Origin of the sequence: Streptomyces sp. NRRL B-1347, assembly GCF_000720325.1 — a bacterium.
In the GTDB taxonomy this organism is placed as follows: domain Bacteria; phylum Actinomycetota; class Actinomycetes; order Streptomycetales; family Streptomycetaceae; genus Streptomyces.
In genome coordinates, this window is record NZ_JOJM01000014.1 from 1 (window position 1) to 26,703 (window position 26,703).

General features: G+C 72.1%; 21 protein-coding genes. 6 read left to right on the forward strand and 15 right to left on the reverse strand.

Going from position 1 to position 26,703, the window contains the following annotated elements:
* The 7 genes from IG74_RS0114770 to IG74_RS0114800 form a co-directional block, all read right to left on the reverse strand.
* A partial coding sequence (locus IG74_RS0114770; protein WP_030675788.1) for a flavodoxin-dependent (E)-4-hydroxy-3-methylbut-2-enyl-diphosphate synthase occupies positions 1 to 204 on the reverse strand: 204 nt, incomplete at its 3' end.
* A 227-nt stretch (positions 205 to 431) separates the two neighbouring features.
* Complete coding sequence (locus tag IG74_RS0114775; RefSeq protein ID WP_030675791.1) at positions 432 to 1,733, reverse strand: M50 family metallopeptidase; 1,302 nt, start codon at positions 1,731 to 1,733, stop codon at positions 432 to 434.
* Positions 1,730 to 2,995 carry a 1-deoxy-D-xylulose-5-phosphate reductoisomerase gene (dxr, locus tag IG74_RS0114780; protein WP_030675792.1) on the reverse strand — a complete coding sequence of 422 codons (1,266 nt, stop codon included), beginning with the start codon at positions 2,993 to 2,995 and terminating at the stop codon, positions 1,730 to 1,732. The genes IG74_RS0114775 and dxr overlap by 4 nt, the downstream gene beginning before the upstream one ends.
* Positions 2,996 to 3,149: 154 nt before the next feature.
* Entirely contained in the window at positions 3,150 to 5,114 is a 1,965-nt protein-coding gene (locus tag IG74_RS0114785; RefSeq protein ID WP_030675794.1) for an acyl-CoA dehydrogenase family protein, read from the reverse strand.
* 208 nt (positions 5,115 to 5,322) lie between these two features.
* On the reverse strand, positions 5,323 to 6,768 hold the full coding sequence (locus IG74_RS0114790; protein WP_030675796.1) for an aldehyde dehydrogenase family protein: 1,446 nt from the start codon (positions 6,766 to 6,768) through the stop codon (positions 5,323 to 5,325).
* A 227-nt stretch (positions 6,769 to 6,995) separates the two neighbouring features.
* Positions 6,996 to 8,567: a PucR family transcriptional regulator gene (locus IG74_RS0114795; RefSeq protein WP_030675798.1), complete on the reverse strand. Its 1,572-nt coding sequence runs from the start codon at positions 8,565 to 8,567 to the stop codon at positions 6,996 to 6,998.
* 252 nt (positions 8,568 to 8,819) lie between these two features.
* Complete coding sequence (locus tag IG74_RS0114800; RefSeq protein WP_030675800.1) at positions 8,820 to 10,961, reverse strand: hypothetical protein; 2,142 nt, start codon at positions 10,959 to 10,961, stop codon at positions 8,820 to 8,822.
* Between the two features lie 296 nt (positions 10,962 to 11,257).
* Here IG74_RS0114800 and gabT point away from each other — a divergent pair, with 296 nt between their 5' ends.
* Positions 11,258 to 12,592 carry a 4-aminobutyrate--2-oxoglutarate transaminase gene (gabT, locus tag IG74_RS0114805; protein ID WP_030675801.1) on the forward strand — a complete coding sequence of 445 codons (1,335 nt, stop codon included), beginning with the start codon at positions 11,258 to 11,260 and terminating at the stop codon, positions 12,590 to 12,592.
* Between the two features lie 480 nt (positions 12,593 to 13,072).
* Positions 13,073 to 13,678, forward strand: a complete 606-nt coding sequence (locus IG74_RS45865; protein WP_037825419.1) for a phosphatase PAP2 family protein — start codon at positions 13,073 to 13,075, stop codon at positions 13,676 to 13,678.
* Here the strand turns inward: IG74_RS45865 and IG74_RS0114815 are convergent.
* From IG74_RS0114815 to IG74_RS0114850, 8 genes are all read right to left on the reverse strand, one after another.
* A complete protein-coding gene (locus tag IG74_RS0114815; protein ID WP_078868784.1) occupies positions 13,632 to 14,726 on the reverse strand; it encodes a chitinase in 1,095 nt (364 codons plus the stop codon). The genes IG74_RS45865 and IG74_RS0114815 overlap by 47 nt on opposite strands.
* A 186-nt stretch (positions 14,727 to 14,912) precedes the next feature.
* Positions 14,913 to 15,422 (reverse strand): hypothetical protein, encoded by a 510-nt coding sequence (locus IG74_RS0114820; protein WP_037825421.1) that lies wholly within the window; start codon positions 15,420 to 15,422, stop codon positions 14,913 to 14,915.
* 206 nt (positions 15,423 to 15,628) lie between these two features.
* Positions 15,629 to 17,047, reverse strand: coding sequence for an NAD(P)/FAD-dependent oxidoreductase (locus IG74_RS0114825; protein WP_030675810.1), 1,419 nt, complete (start codon positions 17,045 to 17,047; stop codon positions 15,629 to 15,631).
* Positions 17,048 to 17,135: 88 nt separating this feature from the next.
* Positions 17,136 to 17,948, reverse strand: a complete 813-nt coding sequence (locus tag IG74_RS0114830; protein WP_030675814.1) for an ABC transporter permease — start codon at positions 17,946 to 17,948, stop codon at positions 17,136 to 17,138.
* Complete coding sequence (locus IG74_RS0114835; protein ID WP_030675816.1) at positions 17,948 to 18,874, reverse strand: ABC transporter permease; 927 nt, start codon at positions 18,872 to 18,874, stop codon at positions 17,948 to 17,950. Before IG74_RS0114835 ends, IG74_RS0114830 begins: the two co-directional genes overlap by 1 nt.
* Positions 18,871 to 20,016, reverse strand: a complete 1,146-nt coding sequence (locus tag IG74_RS0114840) for an ABC transporter ATP-binding protein (RefSeq protein WP_030675819.1) — start codon at positions 20,014 to 20,016, stop codon at positions 18,871 to 18,873. The genes IG74_RS0114835 and IG74_RS0114840 overlap by 4 nt, the downstream gene beginning before the upstream one ends.
* A 146-nt stretch (positions 20,017 to 20,162) precedes the next feature.
* Entirely contained in the window at positions 20,163 to 21,407 is a 1,245-nt protein-coding gene (locus IG74_RS0114845; RefSeq protein ID WP_030675821.1) for an ABC transporter substrate-binding protein, read from the reverse strand.
* Positions 21,408 to 21,495: 88 nt separating this feature from the next.
* The gene (locus IG74_RS0114850) at positions 21,496 to 23,022 is read right to left on the reverse strand and encodes a gamma-aminobutyraldehyde dehydrogenase (protein ID WP_030675824.1); all 1,527 of its coding nucleotides are present in this window, start codon (positions 23,020 to 23,022) and stop codon (positions 21,496 to 21,498) included.
* A 175-nt stretch (positions 23,023 to 23,197) separates the two neighbouring features.
* Between IG74_RS0114850 and IG74_RS0114855 the strand changes: the two genes are divergently transcribed.
* From IG74_RS0114855 to IG74_RS0114870, 4 genes are all read left to right on the forward strand, one after another.
* A complete protein-coding gene (locus IG74_RS0114855) occupies positions 23,198 to 23,839 on the forward strand; it encodes an NADAR family protein (RefSeq protein WP_030675827.1) in 642 nt (213 codons plus the stop codon).
* 267 nt (positions 23,840 to 24,106) lie between these two features.
* A complete protein-coding gene (locus IG74_RS0114860) occupies positions 24,107 to 25,153 on the forward strand; it encodes an adenosine deaminase (RefSeq protein WP_030675830.1) in 1,047 nt (348 codons plus the stop codon).
* Positions 25,154 to 25,191: 38 nt separating this feature from the next.
* The gene (locus tag IG74_RS0114865) at positions 25,192 to 25,911 is read left to right on the forward strand and encodes a glycerophosphodiester phosphodiesterase (RefSeq protein ID WP_030675833.1); all 720 of its coding nucleotides are present in this window, start codon (positions 25,192 to 25,194) and stop codon (positions 25,909 to 25,911) included.
* A complete protein-coding gene (locus tag IG74_RS0114870; protein WP_030675837.1) occupies positions 25,908 to 26,699 on the forward strand; it encodes an SAM-dependent methyltransferase in 792 nt (263 codons plus the stop codon). The genes IG74_RS0114865 and IG74_RS0114870 overlap by 4 nt, the downstream gene beginning before the upstream one ends.
* The last annotated feature ends 4 nt before the right edge of the window (positions 26,700 to 26,703 follow it).

The window sequence follows — 26,703 nt, forward strand, 5'->3', positions numbered from 1 at the left end:
CACGATCTGGCAGCCCGACGCCGTCAGCTCGGCGATCTGCTGGAGCGTCGCCCCGATGTCGGACGTACGCGTCGTCGTCATCGACTGCACCGACACCGGTGCGTCCCCGCCTACGGCCACCGAACCGACCTGGATCTTGCGGCTGACCCTGCGGTCGGCCAGCTTGGTCGGAACGGACGGGATTCCGAGAGAAACGGCAGTCATCTGGCGTGCATCCCCAAGTGTGGATCGAGGTCCCGAGTTCGGCGGGCTCCGGGCTACGCGGCATCGCGCTACAACGTCACAACGTCGCTTGTTCGCGGGTTCGAGATTACGGCACCCCACAGGCCCCAAGCACATCCCGCCCCGATGTCCACCCATAGGCGGACGGGACCGCACATACGAAGGCGGCCGGGCACACACGGTGCCCGGCCGCCGCAAACTTCGTACGACTAGGAAATTCTGACCGGGTTAACCACATCCGCGATCAGGACCAGAATGGTGAAGCAGATGAAGATCCCGGCCACCACATAGGCCACGGGCATCAGCTTCGCCACGTCGAACGGGCCGGGATCCGGTCGCCGCAGGACCTTCGCCGCGTTCCGGCGCAGCGACTCCCACAGTGCACCCGCGATGTGACCGCCGTCCAGGGGCAGCAGCGGCAACATGTTGAACAGGAACAGCGAGAGGTTGAAGCCGGCCAGCAGGAACAGCATCAGCGCGATCTGGTTCTGCGGCGGGATGTCCAGGGTGAACACCTCACCGCCGACGCGGGCCGCGCCCACGACGCCCATCGGGGAGTCCTGCTTGCGCTCCCCGTCGCCGAACGCCGCGTTCCACAGGTCGGGGATCTTGGAGGGCAGGGCGACGATCGACTCGACGCCGTTCTCCATCATGTTGCCCATGCGGTCGACGGACTCGCCGAAGGACTGCTGGACGATGCCGGAGGCGGGGGTGAAGCCGAGGAATCCGGCGTACACGTACTTGCCCTCGACGTAGCCGCCGTCGCCGTCCGTCTTGCTGACCTGGTTCTTGATCAGGTTGGCGTGCAGGTCGACGCGCTTGCCGTCGCGCTCGACGGTGATGGTGGCGGGGCCGATGGTGTCGCGGATCCTGGACTGGAGCGCGGACCAATCGTCCACGTCCTTGCCCTGGAAGGCGACGATCTTGTCGCCCGCCTTGAGGCCCGCGGCCTTGGCGGGAGCGGGCTTGTCGCCCTTCTCGCAGCTGGTGCGGTTCTGGCCGGCCTCGATGACGCAGTCGGAGACCTTGCCGACCGAGGTGGTCTGGGTGCTGATGCCGAAGGTCATCATCACGCCGAGGAAGATCACGACGGCCAGGATCAGGTTCATGAACGGCCCCGCGAACATGACGATCACGCGCTTCCACGGCTTGCGCGTGTAGAAGAGCCGGGACTCGTCACCGGGCTTGAGCTCCTCGAACGCGGCGGAGCGCGCGTCCTCGATCATGCCGCGCCAGGGCGAGGTGGAGCGCGCCTCGAGGCGCCCGTCGGGCCCCGGCGGGAACATGCCGATCATGCGGATGTAGCCGCCGAGCGGGATGGCCTTGATGCCGTACTCGGTGTCGCCCTTCTTGCGGGAGAAGATCGTCGGGCCGAAGCCGACCATGTACTGCGGCACGCGGATGCCGAACATCTTCGCGGTCGACAGGTGGCCGAGCTCGTGCCAGGCGATCGAGAAGAGCAGCCCGATCACGAAGACGACTATGCCGAGGATCATCATCAAGGTCGTCATGCACGAGCCTCCGCGGTCGTCTGGGTCGAAGCCGTCAGTTCCCGGGCCCGGGCCCGGGCCCAGGTCTCCGCTTCGAGGACGTCCGCCACGGTCAGGGAGGTTCCCGTACGCGGTGTGCCGTGCTCGGCGACGACCCGGGTGACGGTCTCCATGATGCCGTTGAACGGCAGCGTGCCCGCCAGGAAGGCGTCCACGCACTCCTCGTTGGCGGCATTGAACACCGCCGGGGCCGTGCCCGCGAGCTCCCCGACGTGCCGGGCGAGCCCCACCGACGGGAACGCCTCGGTGTCCAGCGGGAAGAACTCCCAGGTGGAGGCCTTGGTCCAGTCGAACGCGGGGGCCGCGTCCGGCACCCGCTCGGGCCAGCCGAGCCCGATCGCGATGGGCCCGCGCATGTCCGGCGGGGTCGCCTGGGCGAGCGTGGAGCCGTCGGTGAACTCGACCATGGAGTGCACGTACGACTGGGGGTGGACGACGACCTCGATGCGGTCGAAGGGGATGTCGTAGAGGAGGTGGGCCTCGATCACCTCCAGGCCCTTGTTCACCAGCGTCGCCGAGTTCACCGTGATCACCGGGCCCATCGCCCAGGTCGGGTGCGCGAGCGCGTCCTTCGGCGTGACGTCGGCGAGCTCGGCCTTCGTACGGCCGCGGAAGGGACCGCCGGACGCGGTCACGACGAGCTTGCGGACGTCGGCGCGGGTGCCCGCGGCGAGCGCCTGGAAGAGCGCGGCGTGCTCGGAGTCGACCGGGATGATCTGGCCGGGCTTGGCGAGCGCCTTGACCAGCGGGCCACCCACGATCAGCGACTCCTTGTTGGCGAGCGCGAGCGTGCGGCCCGCCTCCAGGGCGGCGAGCGTGGGCGCGAGGCCGATGGAGCCGGTGATGCCGTTCAGGACCGTGTGGCAGGGCGAGGCGGCGAGCTGGGTGGCCGCGTCCGGCCCCGCGAGGACCTCGGGCAGCGGCTCCCCGGCCCCGTACTCCTCGCGCAGCGCCTCCCGCAGCGCGGGCACGACGTCCTCGCGGGCGACCGCGACGGTCCCCACCCGAAGGCGCCTGGCCTGCTCGGCGAGGAGCCCGACCCGGCCGCCCGCGGCGGACAGGCCGGTGACCCGGAAGCGGTCGGGGTTGCGCAGCACGAGGTCGATCGCCTGGGTGCCGATCGACCCCGTGGAGCCGAGGACGACGATCTCCCGCGGCCCGTCGGCGGTGCCGGGGTCGAAGACGAGATGCGGGTCGGCGAGGGGTGCGGGGCTTTCGCTCATGCCCTCCATTGTGGCCGTAGCGCCCCCGCGTTCCGACAGCGCCTCTCGGCCCGCGCCCCCGATCCGCACGCCTGTGCGCCCCTTCGGGCGGCCTCCTCCCGCAGCTTCGGGCGGCCTGCTCCCGGAGGAGGCGCACGCGGCGGGCGGGCGGACGTCAGCGGATCGGCCGGTGGACGTTCTCCCGCGTGCTCGCACCGGGCGTCGCGTCGGCGATCCACGGACCGTCGTCGCTGGGGTCGACCACGCCCTGCTCCAGCCAGGTGTACGTACCGGCGAGGACGCCCTTGACGACCTTGCGGTCCAGGTCGTCGGTGTTGGTCCACAGGCGCCCGAACAGCTCGTCTACGCGGATGCGGGACTGCCGGCAGAAGGCGTCGGCCAGCTGGTACGCCTCGCGGCCGTAGTCCTCGGTGCTGCGGAGCAGCTCGGCGCGCACGCACGCCGCGCTGATCGCGAACAGCTCCGCGCCGATGTCGACGATCCGGCCGAGGAAGCCCTGCTTGGTCTCCATCCGGCCCTGCCACCGCGACATCCCGTAGAACGTGGAACGGGCCAGCCGCCGGGCCGCGCGCTCCGCGTACCGGAGGTGGCCCGACAGGTCGGGGTGGCCTGCCGGGGCGAAGTCGGCGTACGCGCGCGGGAGCTGGCCGGGTCCCGCGATGAGCTTGGGCAGCCAGCGGGCGTAGAAGGCGCCTGCCGCGGCCCCGGCCCGTGCCTTGTCGGACAGGGTCTTGTCCGGGTCGATCAGGTCGCCCGCCACCTTCAGGTGGGCGTCGACGGCCTCGCGGGCGATCAGCAGGTGCATGATCTCCGTGGAGCCCTCGAAGATGCGGTTGATGCGCAGGTCGCGCAGGATCTGCTCGGCCGGTACGGCCCGCTCGCCGCGGGCCTTGAGGGACGCGGCGGTCTCGAAGCCGCGGCCGCCGCGGATCTGCACCAGCTCGTCGGCCATGAGGCAGGCCATCTCGGAGCCGTAGAGCTTGGCGAGGGCGGCCTCGATGCGGATGTCGTTGCGGTCCTCGTCGGCCATCTGCGAGGACAGGTCGAGCACGGCCTCCAGGGCGAAGGTGGTGGCCGCGATGAAGGAGATCTTCGACCCGACGGCCTCGTGGTACGCGACGGGCTTGCCCCACTGCTCGCGGGCGCCCGTCCACTCACGGGCGATCTTCAGGCACCACTTGCCCGCGCCCACGCACATCGCGGGCAGCGAGAGGCGCCCGGTGTTGAGGGTGGTGAGGGCGATCTTCAGGCCCGCGCCCTCCGGGCCGATGCGGTTGGCGGCGGGGACGCGGACGCGGTGGAAGCGGGTGACGCCGTTCTCCAGGCCGCGCAGGCCCATGAAGGCGTTGCGGTTCTCCACCGTGATCCCCTCGGACGCCGCCTCGACGACGAACGCGGTGATGCCGCCCTTGTGCCCCTCGGACCTGGGCACGCGCGCCATGACCACGAGGAGGTCCGCGACGACGCCGTTGGTCGTCCAGAGCTTCACGCCGTCCAGTACGTAGTCACCGTCGTCGCCGTCCGGCACCGCGGTCGTCGCGAGCCGGGCCGGGTCGGAGCCGACGTCCGGCTCGGTGAGCAGGAAGGCGGAGATGTCGGTGCGGGCGCAGCGCGGCAGGAACGCGTCCTTCTGCTCCTGGGTGCCGAAGATCTTCAGCGGCTGCGGGACGCCGATCGACTGGTGCGCGGACAGCAGGGCGCCCAGCGAGGGGCAGGCGGAGCCGACGAGCGCGAGGGCCTTGTTGTAGTACACCTGCGTCAGGCCGAGGCCGCCGTACTTCGTGTCGATCTTCATGCCGAGCGCGCCGAGCTCCTTGAGCCCGTTGATCACCTCGTCCGGGATGAGCGCGTCCCGCTCGATGCGCTCCCCGTCGATCTCCGTCTCGCAGAAGTCGCGCAGCTTGGCGAGGAACTCCTCGCCGCGCTGGGCGTCCTGGGTGGCGGGCAGCGGGTGCGGGTGGATCAGGTCGAGCCGGAAGCGGCCGAGGAAGAGCTCCTTGGCGAAGCTCGGTTTGCGCCAGTCCTGCTCGCGGGCGGCCTCGGCGACCTGGCGGGCCTCGCGTTCGGTGACGGAGGGCTTCGACGCGGGGGACGGGGGTGGGGTGGTTGGTGCGGACATGAGGCTCACCTCGCCGCGAGTCGGGATCGTGGACCGATCATGAATCGTCACAGAACCGGATCATGGTTACTCACCGGTGCTACTCGATCGTTGGTACCCGATTCCCTCCATCCTCACCAGCCCTCGCGCAGCGAATGCACGGATACGGCCGGAGCCCCCGCACAGCGGGCTCCGGCCGTAGTGGTGTCCGTGCCGCTTCGGCGGCGCGCTACAGCGCCAGGCCGGTGAGGACCAGGACGCGCTCGTACGTGTAGTCGTCCATGGCGTAGCGGACGCCCTCGCGGCCGACGCCGGACTGCTTCACGCCGCCGTACGGCATCTGGTCCGCGCGGTAGGAGGGGGCGTCGCCGATGACGACGCCGCCGACCTCGAGGGCGCGGTGCGCGCGGAAGGCGACCTGCAGGTCGTGCGTGAACACGCCCGCCTGGAGGCCGTACTTGGAGTTGTTCACGGTGTCGAAGGCGGCCTGCTCGCCGTCCACCTTCGTGACCGTGAGCACCGGTCCGAAGACCTCCTCGCGGGCGAGGGTGGTCTCGGCCGGCACGTCGGCGAGGACGGTCGGCGCGTACGTGGCGCCGTCGCGCTTGCCGCCGGTGAGCAGCGTGGCGCCCGCCCGCACGGCCTCGTCGACCCAGGACTCCACCCGCTTGGCCGCGTCCTCGCTGACCAGCGGGCCGACGTCGGTCTTCGGGTCGGTCGGGTCGCCGGTCACCTGGCCCTCGACGGCCTCGACGACCTTCGCCACGAGCCGGTCGTACACGGCGGCGTCGGCGATGACCCGCTGCACGGAGATGCAGGACTGGCCGCCCTGGTAGTTGGAGAAGGTCGCGATGCGGCTCGCGGCCCAGTCCAGGTCCTCCTCGGCGGAGAAGTCGCCGAGCACGACCGCCGCGCCGTTGCCGCCGAGCTCCAGGGTGCAGTGCTTGCGCGGCACCGAGTCCATGATCTGGTAGCCGACCTTGTCAGAGCCCGTGAAGGAGATGACCGGAAGGCGCTCGTCCTGGACGAGGGCGGGCATCTTGTCGTTGGCGACCGGCAGCACGGACCACGAGCCCGCGGGCAGGTCCGTCTCGGCGAGCAGCTCACCGAGGATCAGGCCGCTGAGCGGGGTGGCGGGGGCAGGCTTGAGGATGATCGGCGTACCGACGGCGATCGCCGGGGCGACCTTGTGGGCGCACAGGTTCAGCGGGAAGTTGAACGGCGCGATGCCGAGGACGACGCCCTTGGGGAAGCGGCGGGTGAGCGCGAGGCGGCCCTGGCCGCCCTGGTCGGTGTCCAGGCGCTGGGCCTCGCCGCCGTTGAAGCGGCGGGCCTCCTCGGCGGCGAAGCGGAACACCGAGATGGCGCGGCCGACCTCGCCGCGGGCCCACTTGATCGGCTTGCCGTTCTCGGCGGAGATCAGCTGTGCGATCTCCTCGGTGCGCTCCACCAGGCGCTGCGACACGTGGGCGAGGGCGGCGGCGCGGACGTGGGCCGGGGTGGCCGCGAACTCGTCGCGGACCGCGTAGGCCGCGGCGACGGCCTCCTCCACCTGGGCGTCGGTCGGGACGGCCGCCTTGCCGACGAGCCGCCCGTCCCACGGCGAGGTGACGTCGAGGGTGGTCTCACCGGTGGCCTGGCGACCGGCGACCCAGAAGGCGTGAATGGAAGTCATACGAATCCCGGCCCTTCGCGGAGGTTCGTCTTCAGCAGTACGGGGTCCACCGTAGGGGTGGAGGTTTCGGCGGGGGCTTGTCCGAGTCGGCGTAGTGGCGGGGGCCCGCGCGCCGGATTGTCAGGGGCGTCCCGCGCGGGGCGCCCCAGGCCCACCCCTTCCCGAACAAGGGGGCTGCGCCCCCTTGGACCCCCGCTCATCGGCGCAGCGCGATACGCCGCACAGGGCTAGTCCGCCGGTGTCGTCGCCTTCAGGGACAGCCACAGCTCCATGCGGACGTCCGGGTCGTCCAGGGAGCGGCCGAGGATCTCCTCGACCCGCCGCATGCGGTAGCGCAGCGTGTGCCGGTGCACCCCGAGGTCCGCCGCGGCCGCGTCCCACTGCCCGTGCCGCGAGAGCCAGGCCCGCAGCGAGGCGACCAGGTCGCCGCGCCCCGTCGCGTCGTGCTCGCGCAGCGCGCGGAGCAGCCCGTCCGCGAAGGCCCGTACCGCGTCGTCCGCGAGCAGCGGAAGCACGGATCCCGCGGCCAGCTCCTCGTGCTCGACGAGGGCCTTGCCGCGCCGCCGCGCCACGGAGAGGGCCTGCTCGGCCTGCTTGTAGGCGGGCGCGGCCGCGACGGTGCCCGCGGGCGCGGAGAGCCCGGCCAGGAGCGCGGGCCCCTCGGCCTGCTCGGGGCTGCCCGCGGCCGCCGCCACGTGCTCGACGGCGGCCCGCTGCGCCGCCCCGCCGTCGGCGACGAGCAGCACGAGCCGCTCGCCGTACGGCACCACGAGGAGCGCCTCGCCGAAGCGCGCGGCCGCCGACTCGACGGCGTCGACGAGCCCCGCGGACCAGGCGCCTTCCTCCCCGGCGGCCGGAGGTGTCGCGGACTCGGCGACCACGAGCCGGAAGGGCGCGTCGAGGAGGCCGCCGTACAGGTCGCCGGCCACGGCCCGGGCGTGGTCCGGCTCCGCGGCGAGCAGCATCCGCAGGACGGCGGCGCCGATGCGGGCCTCGGCGGCGTGCAGGGAGCGGGAGCGCTCGGTGGTGAGGGTGAGCAGGGCGATCGCCGAGTGCACGGCGTACCGCTCGGCGGTGCCGAGGGTCGAGGCCGTGCCGACGGCGAGCGCGGCGCGCGGCCGCCGCCCGGTGCCGAGGGAGTGCAGCTCGACCCGGTCCTCGGCCCCGGCCACGACGAGGCTGGCGGGGGCGGTCCGCTCGCGCAGGCGGTCCACGTCCGGGGTGAGCCGGGCGGCCCGGCGGGCGGCCCACTCGGGCGCCGTGGCGACGACGGCCCCGGAGGCGTCGTACAGCGCGGCCCAGCCGTCGACCTGTCCGGCGAGCGCGCCGAGCAGCCCTTCCGGGCCGTCCCCGAGGGCCTGCCGGGTCAGCTCGCGCTGGGCGGCGAAGCCCGCGGTGACGGCGCGGTACTGGTCGGCGGCGATGGCGGCCGACACGGCCTTGCTGATGGCGAGGAAGGGGGTGCGGCGCGGCACCTCGATGAGCGGCAGGTCCTCCTCGGTGGCCGCGGCGACGAGGGCCTCGGGGATGTCGGGGTAGTTCACGCCGACGGCGAAGCCGAGGCCGACGACGCCCGCGCCCGCCAGCCGCTTCACGTACCGGCGCATCGCGTCGGGGTTCTCCGCGTCCAGCTGGAGCGCGGTGACGAGGAGCAGTTCGCCGCCCTCCATGTACGGGACGGGGTCGGCGAGCTCGCTGACGTGGGCCCAGCGCACGGGGGTGTCCAGGCGGTCCTCGCCCGCGCGCACGGTGAGCTTGAGCGCGGAGTGCTGGACGAGCGAGGCGAGCGTGGGGGGCATGGGACCTTCAGGTCGTGCGACGGCGGGGGCGGGCGCCTGGTCGGCGGGCCGCGTGCGGGTGGTGGGCCGGGCGGGGTCGTGGCGGCGGTCGCGGCGGCGGACGGCGGTCACGCGGGCGCCCGGCGGGCGCACCGCGCGGCTCGTGATCTCTTGTCCGCCGCGTATGACGGCTACCGTCGATTCTGCCTCACCGTACGGTCGCCACGACCCGCCTTGCGGGTATATCCCCTCGGTTTCCGCGCCCCGCGGGTCTCAGCTCCGCAGATCCACGAGGAGCGGCGGCGCGTGCTCCCCCCGTACGTCCGTCAGCGAAAGGACCGCGTGCCCCGGCGGCACCGCGTGGGCCAGCTCGGAGGCCGACCAGCGCTCGCGCTCGACCTGGCGGACGGTGACGGCGCGGGCGGTGGGCGCGCGCCCCGTGATCACCCGGCGCAGCACGTGCAGGACCTTGCCGGCGGGGGTCTCGGCGATGATCTGCCGGTCGGTGACGTCCCGTGCCTCGGTCCACTCCTTGCCCCACACCTCCGCGAAGTCCTGCCCGTCCCAGGGGGTGAGCCCGGACAGGGCCATGCGGCAGCCGATGGCGCCGAGCAGCGGCGTGCGCAGCGGGCGCGGCACGTCGTCGAGCGTCCGCAGGGTCATGACGACGCCCGCGTTGGCCGACCTGAGCCGCTGGATCCGGCGCACCGCTTCCGGGGTGACCGTGCCGGTGGCGTCGTCGAGGACCAGACAGGCGAAGAGCGAGCGGTCCTCGCGGGCGGCGGCGCTGGACGTGAACTGGGCGAGGACGAGCCGGGCGAGGATCCGGGAGGCGTCGGCGTGGCCGCGCTCGGGCAGGTCGATGCGGACCCGCACCGGGTGGTCGAGGGCCCGCAGCGAGAACGGGGTGCTCTGGCCCGAGGTGTCGAAGAAGGCGGCGAACGCGGGCCGGTCGAGCAGCGCGAGCCGGTCCGCGAGGGTGGCGCCGATGTCGCCCGGGTGCCCCGACTGCCGGGCGCGGGCGTCGAGTTCGCGCAGCATGACCTCGTGTCCGAGCTCCTGGAGCCCCTTGCGGAGGGCGTCGAGCGGCTCGGGGACGCCGTCGAGCAGGGCGCGCAGCTCGGGGACGGCGGGGAACCTGCCGTGGACCGTGTAATACGGGCCGAGGAGCTGGGCGAGGACGGTCGTGGAGCGGCGCGTGTCGGCGCCCAGGTGCGGGTCGACGAGGTCGCCGACCAGCGCCTCGGCGAGCACGGCGGCGGCCTCGTCCGGGTCGGTGGCGCCGCCGTACAGGTCGAGGTCGTACACGGACTCGGGGTGGCCGATCCGGACGACCACGTCGTAGTCGTCAGCGGGGCCGAGCCCCGCCCCGGCCGCGCCGACCACCACGACGGCGGCACGCCCGGCGAGGGCCTGGAGGCACAGGCCCTCGGCGATCGGCCAGACCACGCTGCCGGTCTTGCCGGAGCCCGCGGGGCCGACGGCGAGCAGCGAGGTGCCGATCAGGTTCGGGCCGACGGCGAGGCCGGTGCCCCGGTAGGCGTACGGGTTGCGCGGGTCGTCCACGGTGGTGCCGAGCCGCACCTGCGCGGTGGCGAGGTCGTGCCGGGCGGCCCGCGCGGGCAGGTCCCGGTCCCCCGAGGGGTGCGGGCAGGCGGCGGCGCCGTCGCGCACGACGGCGTCGGTGAACGCGGCGAGCGAGTTGTTCCCCGACCGCACGGAGCGCCACGCGCGGGCGATGCGGGCGGCGTCGATGTCCCGCATGAGCCCGGCCCTGGCATCGGCGACGAGCCGGTCGGCGGCGGCCCCGGCGCCCCCCGCGCGCAGCTTCGGCCACTGCGCGGGGTCCTCCTCGGGCGCGGGCTCCGGCTCCTCCGGCGCCTTGGTGCGCAGGCGCGGGGCGACGAAGCGGCGCCAGATCTCGTCCCAGCGGCCCACCTTGCCCGCGCCGATCATGATGGCGAGCACGATGAGGAGGGTGTAGCCGTCCCAGACGAGGAGGTTGACGAGCTGGCTGTCGCTCGTGCGCCAGGAGTCCGGTGTGAAGAGCTCCAGCGGAACGATCCACCAGCTGCCCAGGTATCCGTTGTTGAGCAGCGACCAGATCAGCCAGCCCACGAGGAACGCGATCCCCGCGCCGGTCAGGAGCTGCCGGGTGGGGATGACCTCCGGCTCCTGCTCCGGCCTCGCCCGGTGCCCGAGCCGCCAGACGCCCGGCGCCGCCTTCGGCCGCGGCGTGCGCAGCCAGGCCAGGAACTCCTCGCCCTGGGTCTGCGGCGGCGCGCCCGGTGCCCGCGCGGGCCTGGGCGGCACAGCGGGAGCCGCCTCCCCCGTGGCGCCGGCGCGCGGCGGCGCCACGCGCGGCACCGGAGTGGCGTGCGTCCCGCGAGCGTCGTACGTGCCGTCGGAAGTCATGGCCCTTGCCCCCTGACCTGCCCTGTCTTGACCCTGCGTACTGGTTCGCGGCTCAATCTAGTGCCCGTGTGCCGCCGTTGGGCCGCGCGCACGCCGATCACGCCACGGGCCGCCGCCGCGGCGCCCCTTCCCGTGGCTATGTCCACCACGGACAACCGCCACGCCGAACATCTCCCCCATGGAGCATGCCCGCCGCCACCGCCCGCCCCTAACCTGCGGAGAAAGACCAAGAAAGCGTCCGGAAAGCCGCTGTGCCCCGAGGACGTCCGCACGCCCCACCACCCCCAGGAGCTCTCATGACCGCCCTTCCCCAGGAGCGCCGCGTCGTCACCGCCATCCCCGGGCCGAAGTCCCAGGAGCTGCAGGCCCGCCGGACCGCCGTGGTCGCCGGTGGCGTGGGCTCGGTGCTGCCCGTGTTCACGGCCCGTGCGGGCGGCGGCATCATCGAGGACGTCGACGGCAACCGTCTGATCGACTTCGGCTCCGGCATCGCGGTGACCAGCGTCGGCGCCTCCGCCGAAGCCGTCGTCCGGCGCGCCTCCGCGCAGCTGGCGGACTTCACCCACACCTGTTTCATGGTCACCCCGTACGAGGGCTACGTGGCGGTCGCCGAGGCCCTCGCCGAGCTCACCCCGGGTGACCACGCCAAGAAGTCGGCGCTGTTCAACAGCGGCGCCGAGGCCGTCGAGAACGCCGTCAAGATCGCCCGCGCGTACACCAAGCGCCAGGCGGTCGTGGTCTTCGACCACGGCTACCACGGCCGCACGAACCTCACGATGGCCCTGACGGCGAAGAACATGCCGTACAAGCACGGCTTCGGCCCGTTCGCGCCCGAGGTCTACCGCGTGCCGGTGGCGTACGGCTACCGCTGGCCGACCGGTGCCGAGAACGCCGGCCCCGAGGCCGCCAAGCAGGCCATCGACATGATCAACAAGCAGGTCGGCGCCGACAACGTCGCCGCGATCATCATCGAGCCGGTGCTCGGCGAGGGCGGCTTCATCGAGCCGGCCAAGGGCTTCCTGCCGGAGATCGTGAAGTTCGCGGGCGACAACGGCATCGTCTTCGTCGCGGACGAGATCCAGTCCGGCTTCTGCCGTACCGGCCAGTGGTTCGCCTGCGAGGACGAGGGCATCGTCCCGGACCTGATCACGACGGCCAAGGGCATCGCGGGCGGCCTGCCGCTCGCCGCCGTCACCGGCCGCGCCGAGATCATGGACGCCGCGCACGCGGGCGGCCTCGGCGGCACCTACGGCGGCAACCCGGTGGCCTGCGCCGGTGCGCTCGGCGCCATCGAGACGATGAAGGAGCTCGACCTCAATGCCAAGGCGAAGAAGATCGAGTCCGTGATGAAGGCCCGGCTCTCCGCCATGGCCGAGAAGTTCGACATCATCGGCGACGTCCGCGGCCGCGGCGCGATGATCGCGATCGAGCTGGTCAAGGACCGCGCGACCAAGGAGCCCAACCCCGAGGCGACCGGCGCCCTCGCCAAGGCCTGCCACGCCGAGGGCCTGCTCGTCCTGACCTGCGGCACGTACGGCAACGTGCTGCGCTTCCTGCCGCCGCTGGTGATCGGCGAGGACCTCCTGAACGAGGGCCTGGACATCATCGAGGCCGCGTTCGCCACGGTCTGATCCACACCGGGTGCGGCCGTACGCGCCGCACCTGTCTGGACCTCTGGAACCGGGGCCGTCCCACCGCGGGGCGGCCCCGGCGCCGTGCCCGGCACACCTCCTGACATGTGCGGATCCCGCCCGGTACAACGCCCGTGACCTGGGGTGACGGTCAGGGCCTGTGAAGAAGGTGTGGGAGCCCCATGGCGGGACGCGCTTCCGGCTGTCGGCCCCCGAACTACTGACGTACGGTTTCTGCAGATGAGAGAAACACCTCGCCCACGGGAGACCGCGGGCGACACCGGGTCGGAGCCTCCCCAGCTTCGCCCTGGGCGTGCCTTCGCGCACACACCTGGAGCCACGCGCTCCGGAACTCCTCACCGATCGGATGGCCGCCCGTCCCAAACCCCCCGGGACGCGCGGCAGCCCGGTCAGGACGGCCGCCCCGGAACTACCCCCCCTGTTCCGGGGCGGCCGACCGTCCACCTCGTTCTCCTCGCCGTGGGCGCTCTCCTCTTCACCCTCCTCACCTGGCAGATCGCCGACGGCGGCCCCGTGCGCCGCCTCGACGAACGCCTCGGCCGTGCCCTCTCCGGCGCCCTGCTGCCCCGCCCCGTCGCCGAGTTCCTCGCCGATCTGGGCAACATGGCGGTCGCGCTTCCGGTGCTCGCCGCCGCGATGGCGTACACGGCGTGGCGCGGCCGCCGGTCCCGCGCGCACCGCTGGTGGCTCCCGCCCCTGTTCGCGGCGCTCGCCATGGCCGCCGTGCCCGCTCTGGTCGTACCTCTGAAAGCGGCCGTCGACCGGGGCGCGCCGCCGGGCATGGACGGCACCGGCTACTACCCCTCCGGCCACACGGCCACCGCCACCGTCGCCTACGGCGCCGCCGCCCTCCTGCTCCTGCCCTTCCTGCGCGCCCCCCGCACCCTGGTCGCGGCCTGCGCCCTGCTGAACCTCGGCGTGGCCCTCGGCCTGGTGGTCCGCGGCTACCACTGGCCCGCGGACACCGTGGCGAGCTGGCTGCTGGGCGGGGGGATCCTGGCGGTCACGGCCCGCGGCGTCAGCCGAAGTACGTGTCGAAGTTCTTCGAGAACTCCCAGTTGTTGAAGCGGTCCCAGTTGATGGACCAGGTCATCAGGCCGCGGAGCGCGGGCCACTTGCCGTGGGGCTTGTAGGAGCCGCAGTTGGTGTTCTTGGTGAGGCAGTCGAGGGCCTTGTTGACCTCGGCGGGCGGAACGTGGCCGTTGCCCGCGTGCGGGGACGCGGGCATGCCGATGGCGATCTTCTCCGGGGGCAGGGGCGGGAAGACGTTGGCCGCGTTGCCCTTGACCGGGAAGCCGGTGAGGAGCATGTCGGTCATGGCGATGTGGAAGTCGGCGCCGCCCATCTGGTGGTACTGGTTGTCGAGGCCCATGATCGGCCCCGAGTTGTAGTCCTGGACGTGCAGCAGCGTCAGGTCGTCGCGCAGGGCGTGGATGACCGGCAGATAGGCGCCCGCGCGCGGGTCGGCGCCCCACTGTCCCGGGCCGTAGTGCTGGTAGCCGAGCTGCACGAAGAAGGTCTCGGGCGCCATCGTGAGGGTGAAGCCGGGGCCGTACTTGGCCTTGAGGGTCTTCACGGCGGAGATCAGGTTGACGATCACCGGGGTCTTGGGGTTCTTGAAGTCGGTGTCGTTGGCGGCCAGCGAGAGCGAGTGGCCCTCGAAGTCGATGTCCAGGCCGTCGAGTCCGTACTCGTCGATGATCGCCGACACGGAGGAGACGAACTTGTCGCGGGCCTGGGCGGTGGTGAGCTGGACCTGGCCGTTCTGGCCGCCGATGGAGATCAGGATCTTCTTGCCCTGGGCCTGCTTGGCCTTGACGGCGGCCTTGAACTCGTCCTTCGTCTCGACGTTCGGGCACTCCGTCTTGGGGCAGAGGCCGAAGCGGATGTCGCCGGACGTCGCGGAGGTCGGCTCGCCGAAGGCCAGGTCGATGATGTCCCAGCTGGCCGGGGTGTCGGCGAGGCGCGTGTAGCCGGAGCCGTTGGCGAAGCTGGTGTGGAGGTAGCCGACGAGGGTGTGGGCGGGAAGGGCCCGGCCCGAAGCTGCCGCCTGCGGACTCTGGACCGCGAGCAGTCCGCAGAGCGCGAGCACCAGGGCGGCACACGGGAGCACCCCGAAGGGGCGCGGGGCGGTGTCATGTGCGGCTTCGCCGCGTGGGCGCGACCGGCCACGACGAACCCGCGGGCGAGAAACGAGTGCCACAACTGCCTCCGGAAGTGGGGGTGTTGGAGAGCAGGACACACTCAAGCTGGTCCAGACCAATACTCTTGTCAAGTCCCTGTCACTCACTCGACCGGGTCACTCGGGGCGCGGCCCGTCCGGGTCGCCAGGAGCGCCCCAGGCATCCCGTTCGGCCCGCGCGTCCCGCGCGAGCTGCGCCGCCGCCTCGTGCATCGCGAGTTCCAGGAGCGCCGGATCGACGAGCGTGCCCGAGCCGTCCGGCGGGACCAGCCAGCGCACGGCGCCCGTGGAGCGCCCAGGGAAGGGCACGACGATCCAGGTGCCGCGGCCCGCGCCGCGCACCCCCGTGCCCACCCAGCGGGCCACCGTGCCCGGGGGCACGAAGAACCCCATCCGCGCGTCGCCGAAGTCGGCGAGCACCGGTCCTGGGCGGTCGACGACCCGGGCCAGCACGTCCAGCGTGGGGTGGCCGAGCTCGCCCGGCAGGATCAGCACGTCCCAGAGCCTGCCGGCCGGGAGCAGCGCGACCCCCAGGGGGTTGCGCTCCCACTCCCAACGGCAGGCCTCCGGATCCGGTGCCACCGACACGAGCCACTCCACCGCCGATTTAGCCCCCGAAGCGTTCATGGGCCGACCTCCCTGTCTCCATGTGCCGTACGAATGCCTGACACGAGGGAGAGCGGCCCGAGGCCGTGGCGTTACGCGGGTTCGGCTACTGGCTGGTAGTGAAGCGTGCCACAGGGCGGTGGGGGCGTACGCCGGTGGACGACGGCGGGCGGATGTCCACCCGCGCGCCGCCCGGACGGCGGCGCGCGGGCACCGCCGCACCCAGGTCAGCTGTCGAAGCCGAGCCCCAGCTTGTCCATCGTCCTGAGCCAGACGTTCCGCTTGCCCGCGTTGGCGTCGGCGCGGGCCAGGGCCCACTTGGTCAGGGTCACCCCCGTCCAGGCGAAGGGCTCGGGCGGGAACGGCAGCGGCTTGGAGCGGACCATCTCCAGGGCGGTCCGCTCGGTGCGCTCGCCCGCGAGGAGGTCCAGCATCACGTCGGCGCCGAAGCGCGTGGCGCCGACGCCGAGGCCCGTGTATCCGGCGGCGTACGCGACCCGGCCCCCGTGCGCCGTGCCGAAGAACGCCGAGAAGCGCGAGCACGTGTCGATCGCGCCGCCCCAGGCATGTGTGAACCGCAGGCCCTCCAGCTGCGGGAAGCAGGTGAAGAAGTGCCCGGCGAGCTTCGCGTACGTCTCGGGGCGGTGGTCGTACTCGGCGCGCACCTTGCCGCCGAAGGGGTAGATCGCGTCGTACCCGCCCCACAGGATGCGGTTGTCGGCGGAGAGCCGGAAGTAGTGGAACTGGTTGGCCGCGTCGCCGAGGCCCTGGCGGTTCTTCCAGCCGATGGCGGCCAGCTGCTCCGGCGCGAGCGGCTCGGTCATCAGCGCGTAGTCGTACACCGGGACCGTGTACGCGCGCACCCGCTTGACCAGGGACGGGAAGACGTTCGTGCCGAGCGCGACATGGCGGGCGAAGACCCTGCCGTACGGGGTGCGGATCGCCATCCCGGCGCCGGCGGGGGCCAGCTGGAGCGCGGGCGTGTGCTCGTAGACGCGCACGCCGAGCTCGCGGCAGGCGCGCTTGAGGCCCCAGGCGAGCTTCGCCGGGTGCAGCATCGCGACGCCGTCGCGGTCCCAGAAGCCGCCGAGGAAGGTCGGCGAGTCGACCTGCTCGCGCAGCTCGTCCGCGTCCAGCATCTCGGCGGAGCCGGTGAGGCCGCGGGCGGCCATCTCCTCGTACATCTCGTGGAGTTCGGCGAGCTGGTGCGGCTGCGTGGCGACGTCGATCTCGCCGGTGCGCTCGAAGTCGCAGTCGATGCCGTAGCGCGCGACGGCCGCCTCGATCTCGTCGAGGTTGCGGGCGCCGAGCTCCTCGAGTCTGGCGATCTCGTCCGGCCAGCGGGCCAGGCCGTTGGGCACGCCGTGGGTGAGGGACGCGGCGCAGAAGCCGCCGTTGCGCCCGGACGCGGCCCAGCCGATCTCGCGGCCCTCGACGAGGACGACGTCGCGGCCGGGGTCGCGCTCCTTGGCGATCAGGGCGGTCCACAGGCCGCTGTAGCCACCGCCGACGACGAGCAGGTCGGCGCGCTCGTCACCGACGAGCGCGGGTTCGGGGCCGGGCTTGTCCGGGGCGTCCAGCCAGTACGGGACCGGCTTGGCTTCGGAGAGAGACTTGGTCCAACGGTTCATGGCAGCAGGGGCCATGATTTCCACTCCCTTGAGAACTGCGTAGAGCTGCTTCGAGAACTGCGTACAGCTGCTGTGAGTCTTACCGGCACCGCTTTTCGGGCTTTCAGTCCGCCCGCTTCGTGCGGCGCTTTCCGATCAGCATTCCTGCCAGTACGAGAACGACGGCGATGAGGAACATCGCCGTACCGATCACATTGATCTGAACGGGCGTACCCCGCTGCGCGGATCCCCAGACGAACATGGGGAAGGTCACAGTCGATCCGGCGTTGAAGTTCGTGATGATGAAATCGTCGAAGGAGAGCGCGAAGGCGAGCAGCGCGCCCGCCGCGATGCCGGGTGCCGCGATCGGCAGCGTGACCCGCAGGAAGGTCTGCACGGGCCCGGCGTAGAGGTCCTGCGCGGCCTGTTCGAGGCGCGGGTCCATCGACATCACGCGCGCCTTCACCGCGGTCACCACGAAGCTCAGGCAGAACATGATGTGCGCTATCAGGACGGTCCAGAAGCCGAGCTGCGCCCCCATGTTGAGGAACAGCGTGAGCAGCGAGGCGGCCATGACGACCTCGGGCATCGCCATGGGCAGGAAGATCAGCGAGCTCACGGCACCGCGCGCCCGGAAGCGGTAGCGCACGAGCGCGAAGGCGATCATCGTGCCGAGCGCGGTGGCGCCGAGCGTCGCCCAGAACGCGATCTGCAGGCTGATGGAGAGCGAGCCGCACATGTCGGCGACGCCGCACGGGTCCTGCCAGGCGTCGGTCGAGAACTCCTGCCAGGAGTAGTTGAAACGGCCTTTCGGCTTGTTGAAGGAGAAGACCGTGACGACGACGTTGGGCAGCAGGAGATAGCCGAGCGTGAGGAGCCCGAAGATGACGACGAGGTTCCGGCGCAGCCAGCGGCCACATGCGATGAACGGGCCCATCAGACCAGATCCTCCGTCCCCGACTTGCGGATGTAGAACGTCACCATGATCAGAATGGCGGCCATCAGGATGAAAGAGAGCGCGGCCGCCGTCGGGTAATCCAGAATGCGCAGGAACTGCGTCTGAATGACGTTTCCGACCATGCGCGTGTCGGTGGAGCCGAGCAGATCGGCGTTCACGTAGTCACCGGCGGCCGGAATGAAGGTGAGCAGCGTGCCGGAGACGACACCCGGCATCGACAGCGGGAAGGTGACCTTGCGGAAGGTCGTGGAGGGCCGCGCGTAGAGGTCGCCCGCAGCCTCGTGCAGCCGGGGGTCGATGCGCTCCAGGGACGTGTAGAGCGGCAGGATCATGAACGGCAGGAAGTTGTACGTGAGTCCGCAGACCACGGCGAGCGGTGTGGCGAGGACGCGGTCGCCGTCGGTGGCGCCGAGCCAGTTGGTGACGTCCAGGACGTGCAGCGTGTTCAGGGCGCCGACGACGGGCCCGCCGTCCGCGAGGATCGTCTTCCAGGCGAGCGTCCGGATGAGGAAGCTGGTGAAGAACGGCGCGATGACGAGCACCAGGACCAGATTGCGCCAGCGGCCCGCGCGGAACGCGATGAGGTACGCCAGCGGATAGCCGAGCAGCAGGCACAGGACCGTGGCGGCCCCCGCGTACAGGACCGAGCGCAGGAACTGCGGCCAGTAGTCGCCGAGCGCGTCCCAGTAGGTGGCGAAGTGCCAGGTGACCTTGTAGCCCTCTTCGAGGGAGCCGGTCTGCACGGACGTCGAGGCCTGGTAGACCAGCGGCAGGGCGAAGAAGACGAGCAGCCACAGGATGCCGGGGAGCAGCAGCCAGTAGGGCACGAGGCGGCCGCGCCTGCGGGGCTTCGCGGGGGCCGGGGCGGGGGCGTCCTCGACGGGCGCCGCGACGGGGGCGGTCACGCGTCCTCCTCGACCTTCTCGACGCCCGCGTCGACATCCTGGTCGGCGTCGAGGCCGAAGGTGTGGGCGGGGTTCCAGTGCAGGACGACGTCGGCGCCGGGGGTCAGCCGAGTGTCGCGCTCGATGTTCTGCGCGTACACCTCGAAGGCGTCGCAGACGGGGCTGTCGATGACGTACTGCGTCGAGACGCCGATGAAGCTGGAGGCGACGACGCGGCCGGTGATGCGGTTGCGGCCGTCGGGGACGGTGCCCGCGTCGTCGGCGTGGGTGAGGGCGATCTTCTCGGGGCGCACCCCGACGAGGACCTTGCCGCCGGAGCCGGTCGCGGCGCCGCATCGCGCCCTGGGCAGCAGCAGTTTGCCGTCGCCCGCCTTGAGGACCACGTCGTCGCCGCTGACCGAGTCGACCTCGGCCGCGATGAAGTTGGAGGTGCCGAGGAAGTTGGCGACGAAGGTGGTGCGCGGGTTCTCGTACAGCTCGGCGGGGGCGCCCTGCTGCTCGACGCGGCCGCCGTTCATCACGGCGACCGTGTCGGCCATGGTCATGGCCTCCTCCTGGTCGTGCGTGACGTGCACGAAGGTGATGCCGACCTCGGTCTGGATGCGCTTGAGCTCCAGCTGCATCTGGCGGCGCAGCTTCAGGTCGAGGGCGCCGAGCGGCTCGTCGAGGAGCAGCACCTTGGGGTGGTTGATGAGCGCGCGGGCCACGGCGACGCGCTGCTGCTGGCCGCCGGAGAGCTGGTGCGGCTTCTTGCGGGCCTGCTCGCCGAGCTGGACGAGGTCCAGCATGTCGCCGACCTGCTTCTTCACCGACTTGATGCCGCGCCTGCGCAGGCCGAAGGCGACGTTCTCGAAGATGTCGAGGTGCGGGAAGAGCGCGTACGACTGGAAGACCGTGTTCACGGGCCGCTTGTAGGGCGGCAGCGCCGTGACGTCCTGCTCGCCCAGGCACACGGTGCCGGTGCTCGGCTCCTCCAGGCCCGCGATCATGCGCAGCGTGGTGGTCTTGCCGCAGCCGGACGCGCCGAGCAGGGCGTAGAACGAGCCCTGGGGCACGGTGAGGTCGAGCGGGTGGACGGCGGTGAAGGAGCCGTAGGTCTTGCTGATCCCGGTCAGGCGGACGTCGCCGCTGGTTTCGGTCATGAGTTCTTCCCAGGGGTGGTGAGCGGTCGGGACGGCGGGGGCCGTGAAGGGTGCCCAGGGGGCCGTGGGCGGGTCCGGGGGCGGCCCGTGGGGGGCGGAGGGGCCCGTGGCGGGCGGCGGGTCCGGAGGGGCCCGTGGGGGCGGGTTCAGGAACCCGTGAGCCGGGCGAACTTCTCCTCGTACGCCGTCTCTTCCTTCGGCGTGAGCGACCGGAAGGCGTGGGACTTCGCCGCCATCTCCTTGTCCGGCAGGATCAGCGGGTTCCGCGCCGCCTTGGGGTCGATCTTGGCGAGCTCGTCGCGGACGCCGTCCACCGGGCACACGTAGTTGATGTACGCGGCGAGCCGGGCCGCGGGTCCGGGCTCGTAGTAGTAGTCGATGAGCCGCTCGGCGTTGCGCTTGTGGCGCGCCTTGTTGGGGATCAGCAGGTTGTCGGTGGACACGATGTAGCCGCTGTCCGGGATGGCGAACTCGATGTCGGGGTTGGCCAGTTTGAGCTGGACGACGTCACCGGCCCAGGCCACGCACGCGGCGAGGTCGCCCTTGTCGAGGTCGGCGGTGTAGTCGTTGCCGGTGAAGCGGCGGACCTGCCGCCGGTCGACGGCCTTCTGCAGCCGGGCGATCGCCGCGTCGAAGTCGTCGTCCTTGAAGGCGGCCGGATCCTTGCCCATGTCGAGCAGGGTCATGCCAACGGTGTCGCGCATCTCGGAGAGGAACCCGACGCGCCCCTTGAGCTCCGGCTCGTCGAGCAGCTGCGAGACGGAGGTGATCTCCTTCCCGTCGGTCGCCTTCTTGTTGTACGCGATGACGGCGGAGATGCCGGTCCAGGGGTACGAGTACGCGCGTCCGGGGTCCCAGTCGGGCGAGCGGAACTGGGCGGACAGATTGGCGTAGGCGTGCGGCAGCTGGGCCGCGTCGAGCTTCTGCACCCAGCCGAAGCGGATGAGCCGGGCCGCGAGCCAGTCGGTGACGCAGATGAGGTCGCGGCCGGTGTCCTGGCCCGCGGCGAGCTGCGGCTTGACCTTCCCGAAGAACTCGTTGTTGTCGTTGATGTCCTCGGTGTACTTGACCTTGATGCCGGTGCGCTCGGTGAACGCGTCGAGGGTGGGCCGCCGCTCGTCGTCGTCCACGTCCATGTACTCGGTCCAGTTGGAGAAGTTCACGCGCTTCTCCTCGGCCGAGCGGTCCTCGGCGGCGATGCCGCCCGAGCCCTTGCCCGCGGCGGGGATGCCGCAGGCGCTCAGGGCGCCGAGCCCGCCCGCGGCGAGGACGCCGCCGCCCGAGGCGCGGAGGAGTGAGCGGCGGGTGAGCGCGGCCCGGCCGCCGGTCAGGCCGCGCCGCAGGGCGGCCCGCTGGGCCGGGGAGAGGCGGTCGGGCTCGTACTGCTCCATGCGCTGGTCTGCCCTTTCGGGAGGGTCCCTTGCGGGAGGGTGAGGGGGCGGGCGCCGCCCGGTCTCGCGGCGCCCGGGCCCGTGCTGACTATCGGTCCCCGAAGATCGTGCGGTGCCAGTCCTTCCTGGCCACCGCGGTGTTGTCGAACATGACGTGCTTGATCTGCGTGTACTCCTCGAAGGAGTAGGCGGACATGTCCTTGCCGTAGCCGGAGGCCTTGTACCCGCCGTGCGGCATCTCGCTGAGGATCGGGATGTGGTCGTTCACCCAGACGCACCCGGCCTTGATCTCGCGCGTGGCGCGGCCCGCCCGGAACACGTCGTGGGTCCAGGCGGACGCGGCCAGCCCGTACGGCGTGTCGTTGGCGAGCCGGATGCCCTCGTCGTCGCCGTCGAAGGGCAGCACGACGAGCACGGGCCCGAAGATCTCCGCCTGCACGGCCTCGCTGTCCTGCGCGGCGTCCGTGATCAGCGTGGGCTTGTAGTACGCGCCCGGGTGCTCGGGGGCCTCGCCGCCGGTGACCACGCGCGCGTAGCCGCGGGCCCGCTCGACGAAGCCGGCGACCCGGTCGCGGTGGGCGTGCGAGATGAGCGGGCCGAGGTCGGTGGACGGGTCGCAGGGGTCGCCGAGCCGCACGGTCGCCATCAGCTCTGCGACCCCGGCGACGAAGGCGTCGTACAGCGGCCGCTGGACGTAGGCGCGGGTGGCGGCCGTGCAGTCCTGGCCGGTGTTGATCAGGGCGCCCGCGACGGCGCCGTGCACGGCGGACTCCAGGTCGGCGTCGTCGAACACGACGAACGGCGCCTTGCCGCCGAGCTCCAGGTGCAGCCGCTTGACGGTGGCGGTGGCGACCTCGGCGACCCGCTTGCCGACGCCGGTGGAGCCGGTGAAGGAGGTCATGGCCACGTCGGGGTGGCCCACGAGGTGCTCACCGGCGTCGCGGCCCGCCCCGGTGACGACGTTGACCACCCCGTCCGGGATCCCGGCGGCGGTCGCCGCCCGCGCGAACATCAGCGAGGTGAGCGGCGTCAGCTCGGAGGGCTTGAGGACGATGGTGTTCCCGGCGGCGATGGCGGGGAGCACCTTCCAGGCGGCCATCTGGAGGGGGTAGTTCCAGGGCGCGATGGACCCCACGACGCCGATGGCCTCGCGGCGCACGTACGAGGTGTGGTCGCCGCCGTCGTACTCCCCCGCGGACTGGCCCTGGAGGTGGCGGGCCGCGCCCGCGAAGAAGGCGGTGTTGTCGATGGTGCCCGGGACGTCGAACTCGCGGCTCAGCTTGATCGGCTTGCCGCACTGGACGGTCTCCGCGCGGGCCAGGTCCTCGGCGCGTGCGGACAGTTCGGCGGCGAAGCGGTGCATCGCGTCGGAGCGCTCGCCGGGGCTCGCGCCCGACCAGCCGGGGAACGCGGCGCGCGCGGCGGCCACGGCCGCGTCCACGTCCTCGGCGCCCGCCAGCTCGTAGCCGAGCACCTCCTCGCCCGTGGCCGGGTCCACGACCGCGTGGTGCTGCCCCGAGGTGCCGCGGGTGAGCCGCCCCGCGATGTACTGCGCGCCGTCCGCGAAGTGCTCCCGCGCCGGAAAGAACTGGTCGCGCGCCTGGAATGTGTGCATGCCGCTCTCCTCCGCCGCCCGGCCCCGATGAGGGAGCGGCGTAGTTCCAGATCGATTTGAGTGCCGATCCTGACAGAGGGTCGATAGTCCAACAAGTGATTCCGTAGTTGCCTTTTGGTTAAGCGACGGAATCTGTCGACCAGGTGTCGAGTCGCCCCGGAAAAGGACGGACGGAATGTCCGTGGCGCGTGCCAGGGTGGCGTGCATGAGCGAGATCACGGGGGCGGACACGCGGCCGGGCACACGTTCCGCCCCGCGTTCCGGCACGGACGACATCCGATCGGTGGCAGCCCTGACGGCCGCGCTGGCGGCGGGACGGCGCGTGAAGTACGTGCACTTCTGGGGCCACACCCCGCGCCGCGACGGCACCCTCGGCGCGAGCTGCTTCAGTCAGTGGTGGCCGTCGCCGTTCACCGTCGACGGGGTCGCGTACGCGACGGCGGAGCACTGGATGATGGCGGCCAAGGCCCGCTTGTTCGAGGACGCCGAGGCCGAGCGCGCGGTCCTCGCGTCCCGCACGCCCGCGGAGGCGAAGCGGGCCGGGCGGCTCGTGCGCGGCTTCGACCAGGCCGTGTGGGAGCGGGAGCGGTTCTCCGTGGTGGCCGAGGGCAGCGAGCACAAGTTCGCCTCCGACCCCGCGCTCCGGGCGTACCTGGTCGGCACCGGCGAGCGCGTCCTGGTCGAGGCCAGCCCCGTCGACCCGGTGTGGGGCATCGGCCTCGCCGCGGACGACCCCCGGTCGGACGACCCCACCACCTGGCGCGGCACGAACCTCTTGGGCTTCGCCCTGATGACAGCGAGAGAACGCCTGCGCTGAGCCTCAGTGCGGACACCCGGCCCGCCTGCGCTGCCCCCCGCTGTGGGCAATCGTCCCGCAGGGCGAGTGGGGCATCCCCTGCTCGAGCGAAGCCGAGAGCTTGGGGAGGGGTGGGCACAGCCCACAGGTGCCGCTCAGCCGGAAAGCCGGGCCGAGCGCAGCGCAGCCCCCTGCCCAGGCCCCGCGCCCCCGGCCCCGTGTCTACGATGACCCGGACCCCACGCGGGTCACCCGATCAGCCGATCAGCCTTGTTCCGGGGAGGAACCATGACCGACACCACCGCATCCCGAGCTGGAAGCTTCATCGCAGGTCTGCCCAAGGCGGAGCTGCACGTCCACCACGTCGGCTCGGCCTCCCCCCGCATCGTCTCCGCCCTCGCCGCCCGCCACCCCGACTCCAAGGTGCCCACGGACCCCGAGGCCCTCGCCGACTACTTCACGTTCACGGACTTCGCGCACTTCGTCCAGGTGTACCTGTCCGTCGTCGACCTCATCCGCACCCCGGAGGACGTCCACCTCCTCACCTACGAGGTGGCCCGCGAGCTCGCCCGGCAGAACGTGCGCTACGCCGAGCTGACCATCACCCCGTTCTCCTCCACCCGCCGCGGCATCGACGAGCGCGCCTTCATGGCCGCCATCGAGGACGCCCGCAAGACGGCCGAGGCGGAGCTGAACGTGGTCCTGCGCTGGTGCTTCGACATCCCCGGCGAGGCGGGCCTGGTGTCGGCCGAGGAGACCGTGCGCCTCGCCACCACCGACGGCATCCGCCCCGAGGGCCTGGTCTCCTTCGGCCTCGGCGGCCCGGAGATCGGCGTACCGCGTCCGCAGTTCAAGCCGTACTTCGACCGCGCCATCGCCGCCGGCCTGCACTCCGTGCCGCACGCGGGCGAGACCACGGGCCCGGAGACGGTCTGGGACGCCCTGACGCACCTGCGCGCCGAGCGCATCGGCCACGGCACCAGCTCCGCCCGGGACCCGAAGCTCCTCGCGCACCTCGCGGAGCACCGCATCCCGCTGGAGGTCTGCCCGACGTCGAACATCGCGACGCGCGCGGTCGCCACGATGGACGAGCACCCCCTGAAGCAGTTCGTGGACGCCGGGGTCGTCGTGACGATCAACTCCGACGACCCGCCGATGTTCGGCACGGACCTCAACAGCGAGTACGGCGTCGCCGCCCGCCTCCTCGACCTCGACGAGCGCGGCATAGCGGCCCTCGCGAAGAACGCCGTGGAGGTGTCCTTCCTCGACGAGGCGGGCAAGCAGCGCATCAGCGAGGAGATCGACGCGTACACGGAGGCGTGGCTGTCCCGCTGAGTACGTCCCCCGGGGGCCGCGGCCGTCACAATGAGCCCATGCGCACCGTGACTGCCGTGGCCCACCGAGGCGACCCCTACCGCGTCCGTGAGAACACCCTGCCGTCCCTGCGTTCGGCGCTCGACCGGGGCGCGGACGCGGTCGAGATCGACGTCCGCCTGACCGCCGACGGCGTCCCCGTGCTGCTGCACGACGCCACCCTCGACCGGCTGTGGGAGCACGACCGGCCGCTGGCCGCGCTCTCCGCCGCCGAGGTCAGGGGCGTCACCGAGGGCGGCGTACCCACGCTGGAAGAGGCGCTCAAGGAGACCGAAGGGCACCGCGTGCTCGTGGACCTGCCGGACCCGGACGCCTCGCGGGACACGGTCCGTACGGTCGTCGGCGTCATCGGCGAGTGCGGCGCGGCGGACCGCGTGTACTACTGCGCGGGCCCCGCCGCGACGCTCGCGGTGCGGGCCGCGGACCCGGCGGCGGAGATCGCGCTGACGTGGAAGACGCTCGCGCCGCCGCGCCCCGCGCTGCTCGCCGCGATCACGCCGCGCTGGCTCAACTACCGCTTTGGGCTTGTGAGTCGGGAACTCGCCGACCACGTCCACGCACAGGGCTACCTGATCTCCGCATGGACTGCCGACACCCGCCGCACCATGCGTAAGCTCGTGTCCCACGGAGTGGACTCGATCACCACCAACCGCATGGACGCGCTCGCCACCGTGCTGGGGCGGCGGGACCGGCGGACGGGGAAGGAACCGCAGGCGTGACGGCAGACAGCACCGGCAGGATCCGCACGGACATCGCGCACAACGCCCGGGTGTGGAACTACTGGCTGGGCGGCAAGGACAACTACCAGGTGGACCGGGCCGTCGGCGAGCAGGTCACCCAGATGTTCCCCGGCATCGGCGAAGTGGCGCGCGCGGACCGGGCGTTCCTCGGCCGGGCGGTCGCCCACCTCGTCGGCGACCGGGGCATCCGCCAGCTCCTGGACATCGGCACCGGCCTGCCCACCGGCGAGAACACCCACGAGGTGGCGCAGCGCCTGGCCCCGGACGCGCGCGTCGTGTACGTCGACAACGACCCGATCGTCCTGGCCCACGCCCACGCGCTGCTCACCAGCTCGCCGGAGGGCGTGACCACGTACATCGACCAGGACGCCCGCAACGCGCGCGAGATCGTGGCCGCCGCCGCGGCCACGCTCGACCTCACCCGGCCGGTCGCCGTGATGCTGCTCGGCATCCTGAACTTCATCCCGGACACCGACGACACGCTCCGGATCGTCAAGACCCTCATGGCCGAGGTGCCGTCGGGCAGTTACCTCGTCCTGACCCACCCCACCCTGGACGCCGACGTCGGCGGCGCGGGCAACCAGGCGGCGATGGACTTCTGGAACGAGAACGCCACGCCGCCGATCACCGGCCGCACCCGCGCCGAGTTCCACGCCTACTTCGACGGCCTCGAACTCCTCGAACCGGGCGTCGAGTCCTGCTCCCGCTGGCGCTACCCGCAAGGTCCCGTGGTCCCCCAGTTCGGCGCGGTGGCCCGCAAACCGTAGCCCG

Coding starts and splice junctions, on each gene's coding strand:
- IG74_RS0114775 (WP_030675791.1), bottom strand. CDS start 1,733: ATGACGACCTTGATGATGATCCTCGGCATAGTCGTCTTCGTGATCGGG.
- dxr (WP_030675792.1), bottom strand. CDS start 2,995: ATGAGCGAAAGCCCCGCACCCCTCGCCGACCCGCATCTCGTCTTCGAC.
- IG74_RS0114785 (WP_030675794.1), bottom strand. CDS start 5,114: ATGTCCGCACCAACCACCCCACCCCCGTCCCCCGCGTCGAAGCCCTCC.
- IG74_RS0114790 (WP_030675796.1), bottom strand. CDS start 6,768: ATGACTTCCATTCACGCCTTCTGGGTCGCCGGTCGCCAGGCCACCGGT.
- IG74_RS0114795 (WP_030675798.1), bottom strand. CDS start 8,567: ATGCCCCCCACGCTCGCCTCGCTCGTCCAGCACTCCGCGCTCAAGCTC.
- IG74_RS0114800 (WP_030675800.1), bottom strand. CDS start 10,961: ATGACTTCCGACGGCACGTACGACGCTCGCGGGACGCACGCCACTCCG.
- gabT (WP_030675801.1), top strand. CDS start 11,258: ATGACCGCCCTTCCCCAGGAGCGCCGCGTCGTCACCGCCATCCCCGGG.
- IG74_RS0114820 (WP_037825421.1), bottom strand. CDS start 15,422: ATGAACGCTTCGGGGGCTAAATCGGCGGTGGAGTGGCTCGTGTCGGTG.
- IG74_RS0114825 (WP_030675810.1), bottom strand. CDS start 17,047: ATGGCCCCTGCTGCCATGAACCGTTGGACCAAGTCTCTCTCCGAAGCC.
- IG74_RS0114830 (WP_030675814.1), bottom strand. CDS start 17,948: ATGGGCCCGTTCATCGCATGTGGCCGCTGGCTGCGCCGGAACCTCGTC.
- IG74_RS0114840 (WP_030675819.1), bottom strand. CDS start 20,016: ATGACCGAAACCAGCGGCGACGTCCGCCTGACCGGGATCAGCAAGACC.
- IG74_RS0114845 (WP_030675821.1), bottom strand. CDS start 21,407: ATGGAGCAGTACGAGCCCGACCGCCTCTCCCCGGCCCAGCGGGCCGCC.
- IG74_RS0114850 (WP_030675824.1), bottom strand. CDS start 23,022: ATGCACACATTCCAGGCGCGCGACCAGTTCTTTCCGGCGCGGGAGCAC.
- IG74_RS0114855 (WP_030675827.1), top strand. CDS start 23,198: ATGTCCGTGGCGCGTGCCAGGGTGGCGTGCATGAGCGAGATCACGGGG.
- IG74_RS0114860 (WP_030675830.1), top strand. CDS start 24,107: ATGACCGACACCACCGCATCCCGAGCTGGAAGCTTCATCGCAGGTCTG.
- IG74_RS0114865 (WP_030675833.1), top strand. CDS start 25,192: ATGCGCACCGTGACTGCCGTGGCCCACCGAGGCGACCCCTACCGCGTC.